Source organism: Gottfriedia acidiceleris (assembly GCF_036421055.1).
Taxonomy (GTDB): domain Bacteria; phylum Bacillota; class Bacilli; order Bacillales; family Bacillaceae_G; genus Gottfriedia; species Gottfriedia acidiceleris_C.
Genome location: NZ_JAZGQS010000005.1, coordinates 1 through 18183, shown reverse-complemented (window position 1 = coordinate 18183; position 18183 = coordinate 1). Strand labels below are relative to the sequence as shown.

Annotated in this window: 22 protein-coding genes; 8 read left to right on the top strand and 14 right to left on the bottom strand. The window is 32.3% G+C overall.

From position 1 onward, the window contains the following. Positions 1–102: 102 nt before the first annotated feature. Complete coding sequence (locus RAH41_RS09095) at positions 103–1572, bottom strand: long-chain-fatty-acid--CoA ligase (RefSeq protein ID WP_331222020.1); 1470 nt, start codon at positions 1570–1572, stop codon at positions 103–105. A 267-nt stretch (positions 1573–1839) separates the two neighbouring features. On the opposite strand from RAH41_RS09095, the gene RAH41_RS09090 reads away from it, so the two are divergent. The 5 genes from RAH41_RS09090 to RAH41_RS09070 all read left to right on the top strand — a co-directional run bounded on the left by RAH41_RS09090 (position 1840) and on the right by RAH41_RS09070 (position 5886). Continuing rightward, a complete protein-coding gene (locus RAH41_RS09090) occupies positions 1840–2919 on the top strand; it encodes a site-2 protease family protein (protein WP_331222018.1) in 1080 nt (359 codons plus the stop codon). A gap of 281 nt (positions 2920–3200) precedes the next feature. Next, positions 3201–3377, top strand: a complete 177-nt coding sequence (locus RAH41_RS09085; RefSeq protein WP_331222016.1) for a hypothetical protein — start codon at positions 3201–3203, stop codon at positions 3375–3377. A 27-nt stretch (positions 3378–3404) separates the two neighbouring features. After that, positions 3405–4070, top strand: a complete 666-nt coding sequence (locus RAH41_RS09080) for a zeta toxin family protein (RefSeq protein WP_331222014.1) — start codon at positions 3405–3407, stop codon at positions 4068–4070. A gap of 86 nt (positions 4071–4156) precedes the next feature. Further along, entirely contained in the window at positions 4157–4642 is a 486-nt protein-coding gene (locus tag RAH41_RS09075) for a DinB family protein (protein ID WP_331222012.1), read from the top strand. Positions 4643–5358: 716 nt separating this feature from the next. Continuing rightward, positions 5359–5886, top strand: a complete 528-nt coding sequence (locus tag RAH41_RS09070) for an NAD(P)H-dependent oxidoreductase (RefSeq protein WP_331222011.1) — start codon at positions 5359–5361, stop codon at positions 5884–5886. 72 nt (positions 5887–5958) lie between these two features. On the opposite strand, the gene RAH41_RS09065 is transcribed toward RAH41_RS09070, so the two are convergent. The 9 genes from RAH41_RS09065 to RAH41_RS09030 all read right to left on the bottom strand — a co-directional run bounded on the left by RAH41_RS09065 (position 5959) and on the right by RAH41_RS09030 (position 12292). Next, complete coding sequence (locus RAH41_RS09065; RefSeq protein WP_331222010.1) at positions 5959–6318, bottom strand: helix-turn-helix domain-containing protein; 360 nt, start codon at positions 6316–6318, stop codon at positions 5959–5961. A 141-nt stretch (positions 6319–6459) separates the two neighbouring features. After that, a complete protein-coding gene (locus tag RAH41_RS09060; protein ID WP_331222009.1) occupies positions 6460–6696 on the bottom strand; it encodes a DUF3977 family protein in 237 nt (78 codons plus the stop codon). 55 nt (positions 6697–6751) lie between these two features. Further along, complete coding sequence (locus tag RAH41_RS09055) at positions 6752–6922, bottom strand: hypothetical protein (protein WP_331222008.1); 171 nt, start codon at positions 6920–6922, stop codon at positions 6752–6754. An 18-nt stretch (positions 6923–6940) separates the two neighbouring features. Next, positions 6941–7123: a hypothetical protein gene (locus tag RAH41_RS09050; protein WP_331222007.1), complete on the bottom strand. Its 183-nt coding sequence runs from the start codon at positions 7121–7123 to the stop codon at positions 6941–6943. A 287-nt stretch (positions 7124–7410) separates the two neighbouring features. After that, the gene (locus tag RAH41_RS09045) at positions 7411–7950 is read right to left on the bottom strand and encodes a PadR family transcriptional regulator (RefSeq protein ID WP_331222006.1); all 540 of its coding nucleotides are present in this window, start codon (positions 7948–7950) and stop codon (positions 7411–7413) included. Positions 7951–7997: 47 nt separating this feature from the next. After that, the gene (locus RAH41_RS09040) at positions 7998–9179 is read right to left on the bottom strand and encodes an ABC transporter permease (protein ID WP_331222004.1); all 1182 of its coding nucleotides are present in this window, start codon (positions 9177–9179) and stop codon (positions 7998–8000) included. A gap of 851 nt (positions 9180–10030) precedes the next feature. Beyond that, positions 10031–10657, bottom strand: coding sequence for a tetratricopeptide repeat protein (locus RAH41_RS09035; RefSeq protein ID WP_331222003.1), 627 nt, complete (start codon positions 10655–10657; stop codon positions 10031–10033). A 45-nt stretch (positions 10658–10702) separates the two neighbouring features. After that, a complete protein-coding gene (locus RAH41_RS22605) occupies positions 10703–10921 on the bottom strand; it encodes a hypothetical protein (protein ID WP_419471589.1) in 219 nt (72 codons plus the stop codon). A 453-nt stretch (positions 10922–11374) separates the two neighbouring features. Beyond that, a complete protein-coding gene (locus RAH41_RS09030; protein WP_331222001.1) occupies positions 11375–12292 on the bottom strand; it encodes a DMT family transporter in 918 nt (305 codons plus the stop codon). Positions 12293–12389: 97 nt separating this feature from the next. Between RAH41_RS09030 and RAH41_RS09025 the strand changes: the two genes are divergently transcribed. Further along, a complete protein-coding gene (locus RAH41_RS09025; RefSeq protein ID WP_331222000.1) occupies positions 12390–13259 on the top strand; it encodes a LysR family transcriptional regulator in 870 nt (289 codons plus the stop codon). Positions 13260–13541: 282 nt separating this feature from the next. Here the strand turns inward: RAH41_RS09025 and RAH41_RS09020 are convergent, their stop codons facing one another. Further along, the gene (locus RAH41_RS09020) at positions 13542–14006 is read right to left on the bottom strand and encodes an SMI1/KNR4 family protein (protein WP_331221999.1); all 465 of its coding nucleotides are present in this window, start codon (positions 14004–14006) and stop codon (positions 13542–13544) included. A gap of 176 nt (positions 14007–14182) precedes the next feature. Here RAH41_RS09020 and RAH41_RS09015 point away from each other — a divergent pair, with 176 nt between their 5' ends. Then, positions 14183–14467 (top strand): site-specific integrase, encoded by a 285-nt coding sequence (locus RAH41_RS09015; protein ID WP_331221998.1) that lies wholly within the window; start codon positions 14183–14185, stop codon positions 14465–14467. Then, positions 14407–15021, top strand: a complete 615-nt coding sequence (locus RAH41_RS09010) for a tyrosine-type recombinase/integrase (RefSeq protein ID WP_331222428.1) — start codon at positions 14407–14409, stop codon at positions 15019–15021. Before RAH41_RS09015 ends, RAH41_RS09010 begins: the two co-directional genes overlap by 61 nt. Before the next feature lie 124 nt (positions 15022–15145). On the opposite strand, the gene RAH41_RS09005 is transcribed toward RAH41_RS09010, so the two are convergent. From RAH41_RS09005 to RAH41_RS08995, 3 genes are all read right to left on the bottom strand, one after another. Next, on the bottom strand, positions 15146–15301 hold the full coding sequence (locus RAH41_RS09005; protein WP_331221996.1) for a hypothetical protein: 156 nt from the start codon (positions 15299–15301) through the stop codon (positions 15146–15148). Between the two features lie 526 nt (positions 15302–15827). Continuing rightward, complete coding sequence (locus RAH41_RS09000) at positions 15828–17183, bottom strand: FAD-binding oxidoreductase (protein ID WP_331221995.1); 1356 nt, start codon at positions 17181–17183, stop codon at positions 15828–15830. A 491-nt stretch (positions 17184–17674) separates the two neighbouring features. Further along, positions 17675–17980: a hypothetical protein gene (locus RAH41_RS08995; RefSeq protein ID WP_331221993.1), complete on the bottom strand. Its 306-nt coding sequence runs from the start codon at positions 17978–17980 to the stop codon at positions 17675–17677. Between the last annotated feature and the right edge of the window lie 203 nt (positions 17981–18183).

The following is an 18183-nucleotide window of genomic DNA, read 5'->3' as shown; positions in this document are numbered from 1 at the left end:
CGAAATTTAGACTAAAGTATTTTCTTAATTTTGTTGGTCTATAAGATAAGAGAATGGCCTAAATTTACAAAAAAAAACCAATCAAATTGATTGGTTCCAAAATTATTTAAGTTTTCTTTTTAAAATTTTCCCTGTACTATTTTTAGGTAGTTCTTTTATAAAATTAATTTCTTTAGGAACTTTATAATAAACAAGTGCTTTTTTACAGAAATCAATGATTTCACTTTCTGTAAGTGAATCATTTGATACGACTAGATAAGCACATACACTTTCGCCTATTAATTGATTAGGTTTTCCGACTACCGCTGCTTCAATAATATTAGGATGTTGATAAAGGCGCTCTTCTACTTCTCTAGGATATACATTAAATCCGTACGTTATAATAACGTCTTTTTTTCGATCTAATAAGAATAAATATCCATCTTCATCTTTCTTACCGAGATCACCTGTTTTAAACCAACCGTTAAAAAATGCTTTTTCAGTTTCTTCTATATTATTTAAGTAACCACTCATCACATTCGGTCCACTCGCAACAACTTCCCCAACTTCACCAGTTGGAACTTCTTCGCCATTTTCATTTACTATTCTTGTCTTAACACTAGGCAGATCAAGTCCAACTGATCCTGGTTTACAAATTCCACGATATGGATTGAAAGTAAGAACTGGAGCTGTTTCAGATAGTCCATAGCCTTCTACAATTAATACATTGTATTTTTCTTGTATTGACTGTAATAATTCAATTGGAATAGATGCCCCGCCTGAAATACATGCTCTCAAACTACTAAAATCGTTTGCTGTCACACTATTTAATTGATATAAATAATTGTAAATCGTCGGTACTGCCGCAATTAAAGTAGCTTTTTCTTTTTTGATTACCTCAACTAATTCAGCTGGATTAAATTTAGGAATGATGATTGTTGATGCTCCATTTAACAAAATCATATTTACACATAATGTTAAGCAAAATGAATGGAACATTGGAAGGACGGCGATCATTTGATCATTTTCACTTAATTCGATTAACTTGGAAAAATCATTTGCATTTTCAATTAAATTAAAATGAGACAACATTGCACCTTTAGGGTTACCAGTTGTTCCTGATGTGTATAGAATAACAGCCGTATCATCTTGTACTATATCAACTTCATCTATTTGATTGTTAAATTTCACAGTCGTTTGTATTTCATCTATTAAAATAATATTTAATATTGTAGGACACTGATTTTTAACACTTTTAAGTTTTTTCTCCTGTTCACAAGTTGAAATAACAAGTTTTGTAGAAGAGTCATTTAAAATATAGCTAAGTTCACTTTCCGTAAAAGCTGGATTTAATGGAATGACGATTGCACCTAGTCTTAAAATTGCTAAATAGGTTTGTATAAAATCAGGAGAATTCCCTAATAAAATCGCTATTTTATCTCCCTTTTCAATTTTATTTTCAATTAATAGTTGTGCTATGTTTTCACACGATGAAATGAGTGTTTCATAATTCATTTTACTTCCATCGTAACGATAAGCTATGTTTTTACCTTTCATATGTGCTACTTCTTTAATCATCCCATATATATTCATTACTTTATCAATCCTTAGTTAATTTCATTGTAAGTCTTTCATATAATAAAATATTCTAGAAAAATGCAAAAGTTAGAAAGATAAACTTTCTAACATTCAATTAATCCATCTATTTTTGTTATATTTATCTTTCATTTTTTCTTTTTAATTCAGTAAAAGGACAGACTTTAGCCCTATTTCTTTATTATTCTATCAAACAAATAATCTTTAATGATATAATTTTTATACTACATAATCATATCATAATTAGCGAGAAGGTGAAAATGAATGACACAACCAATGATCAATAATAAAACGAAAAAATCGTTAACAAGAATCGGTATTGTAATTGCACTAATCGGTACAAAATTAAAGCTACTTTTACCGCTATTAAAAGCTGCAAAATTTTTATCTTTTTTAAGCATGATCTTGTATTTATTTGTATACGGTTTTACATTTGGATGGTATTTTGCTTTCGCACTTGTTTACTTATTAATTTGTCATGAAGGCGGTCATTTAATTGCTGCCAAACAAAAGGGTCTACCCACTTCACCAGCATTTTTTATTCCTTTTGTTGGAGCTGTTATTTCCCTTAAAGAAATGCCAAAAGATGCTGTTACTGAATCTTATGTAGCGTTTGGTGGTCCGTTTTTAGGCTTAATTTCAGTTTTACCTGCAATTCCTCTTTATCATTACACACATAATGAATTTTTCGGATTAGTAATTGCTTTAGGCTGTATACTTAATTTGTTTAATTTAATTCCAATTTCTCCTCTAGATGGAGGGAGAATTTTAAGTGTATTACCTCCAATATTCTGGTTTATAGGGATTATGATGATGCTAGTGTATTTATTTTATCAACCTAGTTTTCTCGCATTTTATATTATTATTTTAGGTATTACAACCTTCATTAAACGAATTCGAGAAGCTTATCAGATAAAGGTAATTAAGGAAAAAATAAAACTATACGAACATACGATTAAACAATTTCAATTTGGGATTTTTAATGTCTATTCAGATCGTACGATTGCAAAACGATTCTTTTTCCCATTTTTTGAGGATAATAAGAAATTAGAATTAGAAATTCATAATGAACGCCTTGAAATAAACTATCTAATTCGTTCCGTTCGAGCACGCTTCCATGAAACAGACTTAGACTGGAGAACTTTTATTGATGAAAAGATTCAAGAAATTAAGCATAGAAGGATTGCCCCTTTACTGAAACAACAAGAAACATTAGAAACTTACTATGTTTCTAGTAATCGTAAAAAATGGCAAATTTTTATTGCCTATATCATTTTAGCGAGTAGTTTAGCTTTACTTGGATTTTGGAGTTATGGGTTAATTGAACATGTTTTAGGTAGATAAGAGAAAAAGAACCTATTATGAAAATAAATTTCAAGATAGGTTCTTTTATTTTATTTATAAAAGCTTCTTGATTTTCGTGACTGTGTTCATTTCCTTCGGTGGTTTTGAAGAATAGTTCAGGGTAAATAAAATGCCGTTGTTAAAGCTAAATGAAAGCTAGTACAATAAGGAAGAGGAATTTAGTGGTAAAAAATGGAATATCTTTATAGAAAGCACTAGAACGAGCTCTTTATTATACATACATTTTGTGTAACCATTATAAGGTCAGGAGGTTTACGACAGTGTTTGGATTTATAATTTTGGGATTTGTTCTTATTATAATTGCATTTGTTTTTTTTATGGAAAAGAAGTATGGTACTGGCGCTCCAACTAAAAGTGATCATCAAACATTTAATGAAGAAATTGGAAAAAATACAACAAATCCTACTAATTCAAATAATATTAATGGACCCAATTAAAAAGTTCTTCACTAAAAAGGAGGATATATGTTAAGGAGTAAATTAATTTCTGTTTTGGTAGATAAAATATTGTGCTTAAAAGTAGATCATCCAATTCTAGTGGGAGTTAGTGGCATTACGGCATCTGGTAAGACAACAATTGCTAATGAAATCGCAGAAGAACTTAAACGCAGGAGAAAGAACGTGATTAGAACAAGTATAGATCATTTTCATAACCCGAAAGTAATTCGTTACAAACACGGAAAGGAATCTGCTTTAGGTTATTATGAGGCTGCCCATGATTACGAATCTTTTAAGCAAAAACTTTTAATACCTTTAGGACCAAATGGGAATATGCAATATCAAACAACCTCCTTCGATTTGCAAAAGGATGAGTATGTTAATTCAGATTTAAAAGTTGCAACAAATGATATGATTTTTATTATAGATGGAACATTTTTATTTAAAAGGAATTTATGTAACCTGTACGATTTTAAAATATTCGTAGATACCAATTTTGATCTAGCAAGAAAAAGAGGGGCAATCCGAGAAGAACGAGCATTTGGAAGCTATGAAAAAGCCGAAGAAATGTTTATTAAAAGGTATCATGCAGCTTCGAAACTCTATTTAGAGCAACACTCACCTCAACTCTCTGCTGATGTAATCATTAAAAATAATGATTTAAATAACCCGAGCTTTGTATATAAAAAATAAATTTTACTCTGCGTAAACTAATAAAGAACTTCATAAAAATGAAATTATGTTAGTGGCTTAATTTTCTATATTAGGAGGAGTTTTAATTGCAAATGTTTTTTAGATATAATTGGTCGGTAAGAGAAGAATGGTATAGATGGTGTGAAGAGTTAAGTGAAGAAGAACTACTGTTGACCCGTTCTGGTGGAATTGGAAGTATTTTACATACGCTTTTTCATATAGTTGATGTAGAGTGGAGCTGGATTCGTGTCTTACAAGGTAAATCTGATTTTCAGGAGAGTTTTAAAAATTATAAAAGCTTAGATAAAGTTCGAGAATTGGACGCGAAATTTCATATTGAAGTGAAAAATTTTGTAGACAGCTGGGATAATGAAATGGAAAATCGTTTATTTTACGATACCTTACCTGATGGAAGAAATGTGACGGATACTTGGGGTGAAATCATTAGACATACCATCGCTCATGAAATTCACCATATTGGACAATTATCAATTTGGGCAAGAGAAATCGGGAAACAACCTATTTCAGCAAATCTAATTGGACGGGGTCTTGCCACTCATTCGAATAAATAATTAATAAAGAAATAGTTTAATTGATTTCTGTTTTATAATTGGATACGTTGTGGAATTGTATATAAAAGCAAGAATAAAAAACCACACAGCTTATTAAAATATTAGGTTTGAATAATTTGAATTATGAACAGCACTAAAAAAGTTGCATTACAGATAATTTGTAAGCAACTTTTTTTAATTTGTTCAAAATATCGACCAAAAATTGTTGATTATATTTAGGTTGAACAGATAAAACACTTGAAATTAAACGGACTCATATTTTGGATATGTTTTAGTTTTTTAATTTTAGTTTCTTTTAAATTAAATTGTTTTTTGAACTAAAAAAGATTGTCAATTTTAAGAAAAACTTATTTAACTACCATGGGAGTACGTTTTAAACTTCCATTCACTGTTGTGAATCTGAGGATTCATGGATGGCTAACGCATGCTTTTGTTGAAGTGTAAACCTTCACACTCTATTAATCTTGACAAAATCTAATCTATTAATTTTTAGGGACGCATATCATAAAGACGCCATCTTACTACAGTAAAGAGCACTTTTTCTTAAAAAATTAATAAATGACTAAGAACACGTACTTTCTACAACATACGGTACCCTCTTTTTGTAACTAATTTAACACTCACCTTTAGGTAAGTACCTGTACTAAAAGTGCATACTTACATATTTGCAGTGCGCACGTTATTATCAAGATATAAATCTTAAGGAGGACAAATCATTGAAAACTCTTATAATTGTTACACACCCAAGCTTAGAAACATCAGTTATTAATAAAAGCTGGGTAGAAGAGCTTAAAAAACACACAGAGAAATATACCATCCACGAATTATATAAAGTTTACCCTGATGGGAACATAAACGTAGAAAAAGAACAGAAATTGGTTGAATCTCATGGGAATCTTATTTTTCAGTTCCCAGTATATTGGTTTAATTGTCCACCTCTATTAAAAAAATGGATGGACGATGTTTTAACTTATGGATGGGCCTATGGTTCAACAGGAGATAGCTTAAAGAATCGTAAAGTTGCTTTTGCTGTCTCTGCTGGAATTAAAAACGAAGATTATGATGAAAACGGAAGGTATAAATATACGCTTGAAGAAGTATTGGTTCCGTTTAAAACTACAGCTTTGTATTGCAAAGCAGATTATCGTTCGTTCTTTGCTTTTTATGGAGCTGAATATAAACCTTCTAAAAGTGAAGTAGAAAAAAGTGTCCAAGACTATTTCAATTTTGTCGAAAACATATAATAGTAGCTTTAGTAAAGTTACAAAAAAGAAGTATTTCTTTGTTTAAGAAATACTTCTTTTTTATGGATATACCTACTTCTGTACTGCCTCAAAATCTGCCAAGTTATTTTTCTCTCCCCATTCACACATCATATCTAACAAGGGAATAAGGGAACAACCACGTTCAGATAATGAATATTCAACTTTTGGAGGAATTTGAGGGAATTCATTACGTATAATAAGACCATCTGCTTCAAGCTCTTTTAACATAACGCTTAACGTTTTAAAGGAAATGGTACCAATACATCGCTTTAATTCATTGTGTCGCATGACCTTATTTTCGGCAAGCCAATATATAATGATCATTTTATATTTACCACCTATTAAGGACAACGTATACCCAAATCCAGTATTTTTTAGTTCTACGCCAGTCGGAACACAGGTTTCGCGCACAAGTTACACTCTCCTTTAGGTACTATATAAAAAAGTCTCATACAAAAATCACCTGGAAGTATAGCATCATTAAAATTCATTTCAGACCTGCCTAAGCAACACAGGTTGTACAACTAACGCATGCGTTAGTTATATATGGAATTAACTACTACTAAACCCAAATATAAATTTAAAATGATTACGTTTCTTTTTTATTTTTTTAAATCCTTCTTTAGAGTCAATTATTATAACTGTTTTAGCTAGCCAAATTCTTAAATAAAAAGAATTAATCTTTACAGGTCCAATAATTCCCTTTTCTTCAAATTCAGTCCCATCTTCTAATTCTGTTTCTGTCCTAACTAACCAAGTATTACCGATTCCAAACTCAATAAATTTCAAACAAAAATCTCCCTTTTTATGACAAGTTATACAACTATTGCATGCGTTAATTGAATTAGAATTTAGTTTTGTTAGTTATCAAAAAGGAAGTGCTACTTCCCATTATTATGCCTCCCGAGATTCCTATTAGAATACCAATTACAGACAAATGAGTAAATAGAAAAATACCAAGCATAAACATTAGTAAACCGAATAAAAAGATAAATGAACCTCTTTTATTCTTCATAAATAGAACCTCCGAAATTCAAGATAGATTGTTAGTTCTTCTCCAAATTAATGAAAAAATTAAGATTAATAAGCCCATTGAAATACCTATAATTTGGTCTATTAAAAGTTCACCCGTTCTAAAATAACGAATAATGAAAGTACCACCAAAAATAATTATTATCGTAAATGCTAATTGAATCAGATAACTGTTTATTTTCATAATGAACATCTCCATTTACATTTATATCTTCAAATTGATTATCTTAAAATTTTACCATATTTAACCATTTTTCAGTGTAAGTTTTATGAAATTCTAATTGAACTAATCTGCCATTTAGTGATATAAAAAAATCGACTAAACAGCCAATCAAATTGTACAACTAATGCCCCCGTTTGTTTAAGTAGAACTCTTCACAAACGATCAGCTCAATATATAAAGAGAAAAGCCAGTTTCCCTTAAATAATGAATACTGGCTTTTCTTTATTATGGACTAAACTACAATCACCTTATATTTCCCCTTGTTTTATTCGTTTAATTAACTCATCTAGCCAATAAATGGTGTGCTCTGTTTTAGTCGATACATAACCAACCATAAATTCTACAAACATCTTGTTAACTCTGTCTACCTCAATCTTCCCTTCAAATCCACGCACTTGTTCCCAACGAGCCTTAATATTTTTTAATTTTTTTTCTAGTATTTCTACTATCTTATCACGTTCTACATACTTGATATTTGCTAAGCCAACCACCATATCTTTAATTTCATTCGTATTTTCAAAAAACTTATAGATTAATTTCGGTAGTTCTTCTCGACCTTTGTCTGTAATCCTAAATACTTGTTTGTCAGGTCGATGTTCTTCTTTTATAATTTCGACTGCCTCAATTAATCCTTTTTTTGCTAAAGTTTCAAAATGGTAATACAGTTTACTTTCTGTCAACCCGCCCAGTTCATCCAGTGGGATGGGTTCCGAAAGCTGCTTTTTTAATTTATAAGGATAATTGTTATCTTCCATCAGTTTGCTCAATATAAAAATTTGAATAGACATTCTCATTGCTCCTTGTAAGAAGAATCATCACCTTATTTTAGCAGAAACTAAGCCTTGATTTCACCTAAATTAGTTTCTACCTTCCTTTCCGTACTCTCTACTGGCATTGGTTTATGAATAAACGTGACAATAGTAACATTAATCAACATCGCACCAGCACCAACCGCAACCATTGACCAAATGTAAGGACTTGGACTAATGCTGCCATATAGGTTTGCGACGTATGCCTGTACTGAGTAATACATTGGTGAAATGTGGCTCATCCATTGATATGGTAAGTACATCATATCACGTGTCATAGTGGCACCATTTGCTAATGTTTGTATTAATAAAATTGGTAAGTTTAAAATCATACCACCTTCACCAACTAAGAAGATAAGAATCGCTGTAAAGTTGAAACAAACCATATAGTTTAAAATTTGTTGTCCTACTAAGCCGAAGAACAGGTCACCATTTGGCTTATTGATTAAATATGTTACACCTAGAGCAATTAATGATGATACAACTGCAACCAATAACGCAGTTAATTGTACATAGGTAAACAAACGCTTTTTACTTGCTTTACCACGGCTTTCTTTAAATGCACCTACTAATTGCATCGCTCCGATCATCGCACCCGTATAACCAGCCAACGTTAAGAACATTGGTAGCATATTATTATTCATACCGTCTGGTACTTTGTTGATTGTCACTACTTTTCCTACGTAAGCTGTTTCAATCTTTTTTGCTAATTCTGCAGCTTGCTCTTTTGGTACATTAAATTTCATTAATACACCTTGAGCTGTTTGTTGTGAGAATTGTGTACTTAATTGGTTGTTAATTTCCTTAACCACTGAATTCATAGTAGAAGAAACAGTTGTTGCCCCTGCTTGATTAATTGTAAAGTCGATACTTGATGACACTTCACCTTTTTGCAGGTCAGCAGAGAATGTTTCTGGGATGTGTACGACTAACCCTAAATCATTTTGTTCTAAATCGTTTAAGGCATGTTTATTTGTTAAATCCGTCTTGATCTCTTTAAATGGTAATTTTTTTTGTAACTGGTCGGCAATCTTCGCCCCATATTCACCACCATCATCATTGACAATAGCAATCGGTAATTTATCGATATTCCCTGGAATAGCTGCATAACCAGGCAAGTAGATGCCTAACATTGCAATGGCATAGAAAATCCCCATAAAGATTGTAGCCTTTGCACCTTTTATTTTTAAAAACTGAGTAAATTTCATTCGGTTGCATCCTTTTCTGTAGTTAGAATTTATTTCACTTTAATTAAAGCACTTTTTGTAAAGTACTCTAATCAAAGTACTTATATAGTTTATTTTACTCATCTTTCAAAGTCAATTAAAATATGCTCTAATTGTTTGTTAAGGAACATTAACCAATAGTGATAAATATAATTAAAAACAATGAAAAAAACTCCCTATACAGCAGATAGATAACAGTAAACGTTCTGCTGTATGGGAGTTTTTTATAATTTTTATTCTTTGGCTGACCTTAAACATAGGCATTACAAATTCCTTGTTAAACTAAACTGCCATTATGTTGAATAAGAATAAGCGATCTTCTAATGAAGAATCGCATGCTTTAGTTCAATAAGAATATAATCTTATTGTTGTTTAAAATACAATATTTTTTAGAAACAGAATTCCATATAATAAAGCGATACCAATTAAAACTAACAATCCAACCATTGCAAATCCATATATAAAGCCCTTACCCATTGCAAATAAATCTAAAAACATATTTTTAAAGGTTCCAAGTAATTTATTAATAAATTCATCCCCTTCATATCTACTATTACAAATATATTACCATAAAATCCCAAATTCTTAAGTAACTAAATTGCCATTTTGTTGAATAAAAAAATCGACTAAATAGCCGATCAAGTTGTACAACTAATGCATGAGTTCGTTGAATAAGAACTATCAATTACTTTCTTTAAATAATCCTGAAAAATTTCTACATTCCAAACATTTCTTTTTGCTGACTCAACTGACTCCTCAGCATACTCGACTGCCTTTTTATGATCAACTTTAACTGCTACTTCTGCTATCCCTTGGTAGATACTAGGGATATCTTAAAATTGCAGCTGTTTTTCCATGATGTTTAAGGCTTCACTATATCTACCTTGAGAAATATATAGATTTCCGAGGTAGTTGTAAAATAATGACGCATTAATAAAATAATCGCCTTGCTCGTTTATATAAAGTTGCATTTGTTTTTCTGCTTGCACTTTATCAGTTGCGATAAGTGTTTCAAATCCTCTTATTTCTTCACTATTATCATTAAATTTTGAATGGTAAGTCTTTAAATCTAGAGAGGTCAGTTCATTAAAGGCTTTTGAAAAGTCCTTTGTTTTTTTCGTTTGATCGACAAGATTGCTAAAAATTTGTTCATCATGATGATGAATGAGATATTCAACTGCAAACATCATCAATAAATAGGTACTAGGTTTATACCCGCCTTTTCCATCGCTTGTTTTTACAGGTTTTATGTTCATTAATGGTTGGGTCTTATATTCTTCTGATAGATTATCAAGTGGGACAGGAGCAAGTTTCTGCGCAAATGTACTAGCCATTCCTTCATGACCGAGATAAGAATATTTTCCGTATCTATTCATATCATACTGTTTTTCAAACGACAAGTAGTCTTCTTCCGTTTGAACTGATTCAAAAATAGGTAATACTCCTTTTTTAAACTGCACAACACATTCATCCACGACTTCTTTTATGCTTTGAAGCTTAAGAGGTTAATGAAATTCGCCCGATTCGTATTCGACGAAATCATATAACCTATAATTGCCTTCTTTTAAAAGATCCTTATCATTATCTCTTGAGGAAGGAAGAATACCAATATTTAAGGTGAAGTCGAATGAAGATTTTTTAAACGTGTTAACTGTTTGTATAATCTCTTCGTTGATTACGCGTAGGAAGAGAGAGCCTTTCAATTTAAATCCTAAAGGTAACAGTACTTCTTTAAACTTTTCTTTGTAAACGTTTGAAAGAGTAGCAGTTAATTTCCACTGAATTCACCTTTCTTATCGAGATTGTTACAACTAAAAAAGTAATAATTTCAACTATTTTTATAATAAATATATCATTCCTTATTAAACTAACCTGCCATTTACTTCATTAAAAAAACGAGCTGCAAGCAACTCGTTTTCTTTTAACTTATGCACTGCGTTAGTTCAATAAGCAGCAAAAAGGATCTTTTTCGGAAGATCCTTTTTTATTGCCTATTCAATCCATTATTTTAACTAATACTGTGTGCTATATTCATTAAAAAAAGAAACTCAGGATAACGATTTACTCTTTAGATGATATAAAAGGTAAAAAAAGTAATTGCCCCATTAAAAATGAGTTGAATTATAATAAATAAATTTGGAAAGATAAAATTTTCATTTTGGGGATAATACAAAATATTAGCTTGATTTACTTTTAGGTATAACCGATTGTTCCATCAAATGTGATTTTGGTTTTTTATTTACAAAGTAAATGCTCACCACAATGAATAGAAAGCCAACAAATAAGCTAATTGTAATCGCTTCGTGTAAGAAAATAGAACTTGTAATAATTGCGATAAGTGGAATAAGAAATGTATAGGAACCAAATTTACTTACTTCTCCAGCTCCGACAAGTGCAAAGTAAGAAAGCCACCCCATTGCAATTACCAAGATTGAATTGAATAGTAGTATGCTTACAAATGGTACATTCCAAGTGATGCTAGACCAACTTTCAAATCCTGAACCGAGCCCAATTAAAAACAATCCACCGATAATGAGTTGAAGAGTCACCATCCACATACCGTTTACACGGTTCTCAGTTCTTTTTACAAAAACAGCCCCTAGCGACCCTCCTATTGCAACTCCTAAAGCAAGAGTAATACCGATCTTGGAAATATGTCCAGTGAAGCCACCAGAGCTAATAATAGCTACGCCTGCAAATCCAAGAATAAGACCAATAATTTTCAAGCCATACATTACTTCTCCAAGCCAAATCCAAGATAAAATTCCAATTAAGACTGGTTGGAGAAATGTAATCACGCTAAAAAGTCCAGCAGGCATATACTGAAGTCCTATAGATTGTAGACCGTAAAATAAAATAACATTGAGTAAAGCTGCAATAAAGTATAAATGCCAAGTTTCTTTTAGATGTAATTGTTTGTATTTTGGCAATGCAAATATAAGTAGAATGAATCCTCCCATTACGGTTCTAAGTCCTGCAAATAATACAGGCGGTGCATAATTAAGAGCGAATTTAGATAAAGGCCAATTAATCCCCCATATAAGAACGAGAAATGAAAGGTGCATAACAAACCTTGTTCGTGAAAGCTGTTTCATGATAATGCCTCCTTTTTGTATTTCATTTCCCTATGATATAATATTGAACATGATAAATAAAATGAATCTTTTTTATAAGGAGTATAAGTAATTAGTTATGACCATTACACAACTTCAAGTTTTTGTAAAAGTAGTTGAACTAGGAAGTTTTACGAAGGCAGCTCGAGTTTTGAATATGACACAACCAGCTGTGAGCCATGCTATTTCTAGTGTTGAATCGGAACTAGGTGTAAAGCTTATTATACGTGATAAAAGGAATGGCCTAATTCTGACTGACATAGGAAATCGGATTCTTGTTCATTTTCGGCAAATTTTAAATGGCGTTGAGAAAGTAGAGCAAGAGGTTGAGATGGAGAAAGGGCATGAAGTCGGGACCATTCGAATCGGAAGCTTTCCAAGTGCATCAGCATATTTCTTGCCTAAAATGATTAAAATCTTCAACGAAAAATATCCGAATATAAAGCTGGTTCTCTATGAAGGAACACTTAAAGAAGTGGAAGAATGGCTATTATCACGTGAAATTGATGTGGGAATTGTTTTTTTGCCCAATAATGAAATGGAGACTGTATCGTTAACAAAAGAAAAAATGGTTGTTGTCTTGCGTGATGATCATCCTCTTTGTGAGAAAGAAGTTATTACAATAAATGATTTAGAAAATGAACCAATTATTTTAGGTAAGGGTGGATATGAACCACCAATTATTGATATGTTTAAACAAGCAGGTGTAACACTTCGGATTGCGTATGAGGTGTCTACCGTTCCAACTTCTTTAAATATGGTTCAAGAGGGGTTAGGTTTAGCGATATCAGCTAAATTAGTATTAATGAATTTACCTCCAAATGTCAAAACGAAAGAATTGGTACCTCAGGTATGGAGAGAAATCGCGTTAGCTGTTCCTTCATTAAAAGAGTCTTCACTAGCTGTTCAACTTTTTATTGAGGAATTTCAAGGTTTGTTTTCAGAATAGCAAAAGGCATCTTGTTTGTAAGGGGCCTTTTGACGTATTGTTTTCACAAGTCAAAAAATTTTATAGAAAGGGTGACTTATAATAAAGTTCTAGCCCCATTACAAAATTATTAATATTGTCAGGTTCTCTAATAAAAAGAATAGTTATTTAATCTTGGTAGTATCTTCCCATTTTCCCTCTCTCCTATTTAGTTACTTTCATTATAAATCAGTATAAGAAAAACGATTCTTCGTTATTGAAGAATCGCATGCGTTAGTTGGATAAAAGTTATTTTGTCCTAAGTTATTCCTCTAAAGAATCATTTAATAAATCTAAAAGAAAATCTCCAAAGTTCTTCGATATAATTTCAAACGGTTGTTCACTTAATGGCAGTCCACTAACATAAGAAACAACTGGGGCGTTATCATCATTAATTCTTTGAACTTTTGAACAATCTAGGAAGAAATATTCTCCATCATCGGCAAAGTAAAAACAAATTAAATTATTAGGCAAATTTTCTTTTTCCCTAAATTTATTGGTAATCCAAACCATATTTGGGATTCCTGTTTCCTCTGTTCCCAGACCATATATTTCTTCTCCGAAAATATCTCCCAAACCATACTGTTTTAAAAACTCTCTATAACTTTTAGGAAATTTCACCTTTAACTTATTTTCTGCATCAATTATTGTTTGTTCATCAATTTGACCTATAAAGTCAGATTCTTCTATATTAGCTTCTATAATATCTAGTGCTTTATCTATCGACATGTATTCTCCTCCAAATTAATCCATTTTTAAGCAATTTTAACATGATTCCTTATTCAACTATACTGCCATTTGGTTAAATAATATTGATCCTATTTCTAGTTTTAACCCACCTATTTTAATCATGAATTTCGTCAATAATGCCAGGTAAAACACCAATTATTGGAGGGAATTCACTAATGTTAGTATCTAAAGCATGGAAAAGTTACTATAATGATAAGTTAATTGAAGGATACTCAACAACTACTCTAAAAGCATATAAAATACAGGCAACACTCTTAATTAAACATTTCAGTGATATTGAGATTGCTCAAATCACTACTGATGCTTTGAAAGAGTATCTTGTATTTGTTGGTGAAAAGTTAAAACCTGCAAGTCTAACACATCGAGTCCGTTTTATAAAATCTTTATTCCGTTTGCTCATGAAGAGGGTGAAATACAAAGCAATCCTTCCTCAAAGTTAAAAGAACCAAAAGCTGGAACCAGAATCCCTAAATTCTTAACTGTTAAGGAAATTGAACTCCTTCGTGAAGCCTGCAATACTCCAAGAGAACATGCAATAATTGAATTTATGTATTCATCAGGATGCCGTATCGGCGAAATTGTCTTAATTAATAAAAATGATATAAATTGGACGAATCACTCTGTAATAGTACGAGGAAAAGGTGATAAAGAAAGAGAAGTATACTTTAATATTCGAGCTGAAATTTGGTTATTTAGATACTTAAACGAACGACATGATGAAGATCCTGCATTATTTGTAACCGAAAGAGCACCTCGTCGGTTAAGTTTTGCTCAAATGCGCCATATAATTAGGACGGTTTCTTTACAAGCAGAGTTTAACAAAAAGATTTCCCCCCACCAACTAAGGCACAGTTACGCAACTCATTTAATGGATAACGGAGCTCCACTTGAATTAATCCAAAGTTTATTAGGTCACGAAAAGAGTGAAACAACACGAATATATGCGAAACTAAGTGGAAAACAACGCCAAGATCAATATTGTAAATACTTTTAAAAAAGGACCTGCACGGTCCTTTTAATAATAGATTCTTATAAAGCTAATGCATGCGTTAGTTCAATAAGATTTATAAAATTTGTTTAGCTTTCCTTACCTCGTTAGCTCTTTTTGACTAATCACTTCACCAAATGTTCCCCATTAATCGAATTATTAATCGAATTATGATTCTTGGTATAAACATTAAGATATTCCAAATCACTTCAAAAATCACTTCAAATATAAACTCAATTAGAGAATCTTTAAAAAAGCCGTCTCTGTTTCTTTTTTTATATTTCATTTTCTAACTCCCAATAATCTATCATTGTTTAACTTTTCTGAATCGGAATTACAAATTTAATTTCTTTAAATAGAATCTACTTTTATTATACCATTTGGTTATTCCATTAACCTGCCAAATACATAAATAAAAAAGCAGCCAAAGACTGCTTTTGCTCTTAAACTAATGCATCATTAAGTTGTAGAGCTAAATGGAAAATTTTTCCAATAAAATATGCGTATAGCTAAAACAATAATTATTAATTTTTATATAATAATATTACTTGTTTTACTTTTCTTCAAATATTTCACCTATTTTTAGAGAAACTCCTTTCCCTGTGAGTTTCTCTCTTTTTAGATTCTTATGTAACTAATGCATGTGTTAGTTGAATTAGACAATTATTCATGTTTATCTAAAATTCCAAAATAAAGAATTAGTTTGTAATAACTCAACACAACTATACCGATCACGTTGTTCTACTAACGCATGCTTTAGTTGCAAAAATAATGTCTTATTATCCTTACATCCATTCTTCAGCTGTATTGTTCTACTCCTTAAGCAAGGAAGCAGGTGGAATACTTTGTGGGAAATGAAAAACATTCTTAGGGTCATATTTGGCCTTCACACGGGTCAATTGCTCGAAGTTGCTACCATAGTATTCTCTGCGCCAGTTCTTGATTGATAGGTCTATTGTATTGACATATATTCCTTTGGTATAGGAGAGCATCGCCCTGCGGAAACGCTCTACCCATCGAATACCTGCGGCAGCCCCTTCTGGTTTGCTCCAAGTAGCAAACAATGACATGTTTGAAAGTGCCTTACGGTAGAAGTAGGCCGTAGCCTGATTCGGTATATCCGCAACTGCACCGTTAAGTCCATGAAATAAAACGGAGGTCGTAGTATTAGGTGGCTGATCGTTGATGAATCGTTCGATAGTATTCAGGGCCTTTTCAGGTAATAGGTCATAAACATACGGACCTACACTCTTAAAAGGTAAAGGAGTCGAAGGGTTACGTGCATATACCAGAGGTGCAACTTCAACCCAAGGCATTTCTTTTATGGTCACTTTCAAAGGAGAACCAGCTTGAAGTAACGGTTCCAATACTCTTCGAAATTCTTTTAAAGAGCCAAGAAAGACACCTTGCATTAATAGATTGGGCTCAACTCCTTTAGACATAAAGAAGGTGGTTGTAAGTCGGTTGTCTGCTTCAGGAAGTGTATAGTCCTGCCATACTCGAAGCACAGGTTTCAGATCCTGCAAATCCCAGCTTATTTCAGCAAATCCGACCGTCCTTATTCGGTGCGTATTGAAGCGAAAGGAAGTACAGATGCCGAAATTTCCTCCTCCGCCACCACGAGATGCCCAAAACAAATCAGAATGTTCGTTAGCATTGGCACGAATTACACTTCCATTTGCATCAACCATTTCAAGCTCGAGTAAGTGATCTTGTGTAAGCCCCCACGTTCTAGATAGAATACTATGTCCACCGCCCAAAGTAAGACCTGCTATGGCTGGGGTAGCACATATGCCTGTTGGTACCACCAATCCTTCAGAACCAAGAGTCTCTGTTAAAGCAACGTTCCTCCAACCTGTTCCCAACGTAACAATGCCACTCCTGCGATCCACATCCAACTGTTTCATTTCGCTGACATCAATAACAATACCAGCGTTTTCAACAGATAAAGCCTCGTAACTGTGGCGGCCAGATCGCATACGGATTGGCACTTTTCTTTTTACTGCCCAGCGTACAGCGTTTACTACGTCTTGAGTATTTTTAGCAAAGACAATTACCAATGGATACTTATCAAAGAAGGTGTTAAACTCATAACGGGCTGAATCGTATTGTGGATCCCCTGGTACTACGATACGTCCTGTCAGTTCAACTTTTTTATAATTGGTCATACATTCACCTCATCTCATAATTTGGTTTTCAATTGTTCTAACAGATTACCTTCTCTTATTGGACAAAAATTGTGAAAGGTACAAATTGCTCTGTCTGATTTTTTGTTTTGAATTGCCGTCTTTTAAAAGTAAAATAATATTTACAAACTGATAATATGAAATAATATTTGGAATTATGTTTGGAGCGATTCCAAAGAGAGTGTAACTTTGTTATATTCCATTATTCAATAGCTCACTCGTACTTTACATAAAAAATAAGTGTTATTCAATTACCTATCCTGATAGGGAACGTCTTAAGGCAATTAGTTATTTGAGTTTGATTTCACAATCAATTTGTGAGATTTTTCACTTAAACTATCCTGCCATTTAGCTAAATAAGAAAAACGATCCTTTGTTATTGAAGAATCGCATGCTTTAGTACAATAAGATATTTATTATCTATGTGTTATAAAGTTATTAATGCTTACCAAGTTTGGGGCTCTAATCCTTTATTACGTCATGCACCAACATAAAGGATCAGTTCCACCACAATGAGGGCAACACCCTCCTGTATAAGTAATTCTAATTTGATCTGATTGAAATACACAATAATCAATAATAGGTTCAACGCCAGGGATCACTAGCCCACCTGGAATCTCAGGTAATTTGACCTCCCGCACTGTCATGTCTGACCACTTACCGATCCAGGAACAAATACTGCACTTTAATATCTCTTCCGAAAAGTTCGGAGCATTTTGGATGACAATAATACATTCTCTACTATTTGTATTACAATTAGGACAATCGTGTACTTTCACGAATCTCCACCTCTCATCAAATTTAAAACTTTTCAAGTACCTTCTTTTTACTATTCTTCTTAACAGTCAATTAGTCCTTTTTAATAAAATAGAGGATAATCAAATGATTACCCCTCTAAATGTTGTAAAACTAACGCATGGTTAGTCATAATGAACGAAACGGCTCCTTTTGCTTAGCGTAGGTTGCACTTGGCAATAATGGG

Coding starts and splice junctions, on each gene's coding strand:
- RAH41_RS09095 (WP_331222020.1), bottom strand. CDS start 1,572: ATGAATATATATGGGATGATTAAAGAAGTAGCACATATGAAAGGTAAA.
- RAH41_RS09090 (WP_331222018.1), top strand. CDS start 1,840: ATGACACAACCAATGATCAATAATAAAACGAAAAAATCGTTAACAAGA.
- RAH41_RS09080 (WP_331222014.1), top strand. CDS start 3,405: ATGTTAAGGAGTAAATTAATTTCTGTTTTGGTAGATAAAATATTGTGC.
- RAH41_RS09055 (WP_331222008.1), bottom strand. CDS start 6,922: ATGAAGAATAAAAGAGGTTCATTTATCTTTTTATTCGGTTTACTAATG.
- RAH41_RS09050 (WP_331222007.1), bottom strand. CDS start 7,123: ATGAAAATAAACAGTTATCTGATTCAATTAGCATTTACGATAATAATT.
- RAH41_RS09045 (WP_331222006.1), bottom strand. CDS start 7,950: ATGTCTATTCAAATTTTTATATTGAGCAAACTGATGGAAGATAACAAT.
- RAH41_RS09040 (WP_331222004.1), bottom strand. CDS start 9,179: ATGAAATTTACTCAGTTTTTAAAAATAAAAGGTGCAAAGGCTACAATC.
- RAH41_RS09030 (WP_331222001.1), bottom strand. CDS start 12,292: ATGAAACAGCTTTCACGAACAAGGTTTGTTATGCACCTTTCATTTCTC.
- RAH41_RS09025 (WP_331222000.1), top strand. CDS start 12,390: ATGACCATTACACAACTTCAAGTTTTTGTAAAAGTAGTTGAACTAGGA.
- RAH41_RS09020 (WP_331221999.1), bottom strand. CDS start 14,006: ATGTCGATAGATAAAGCACTAGATATTATAGAAGCTAATATAGAAGAA.
- RAH41_RS09015 (WP_331221998.1), top strand. CDS start 14,183: ATGTTAGTATCTAAAGCATGGAAAAGTTACTATAATGATAAGTTAATT.
- RAH41_RS09005 (WP_331221996.1), bottom strand. CDS start 15,301: ATGAAATATAAAAAAAGAAACAGAGACGGCTTTTTTAAAGATTCTCTA.
- RAH41_RS09000 (WP_331221995.1), bottom strand. CDS start 17,183: ATGACCAATTATAAAAAAGTTGAACTGACAGGACGTATCGTAGTACCA.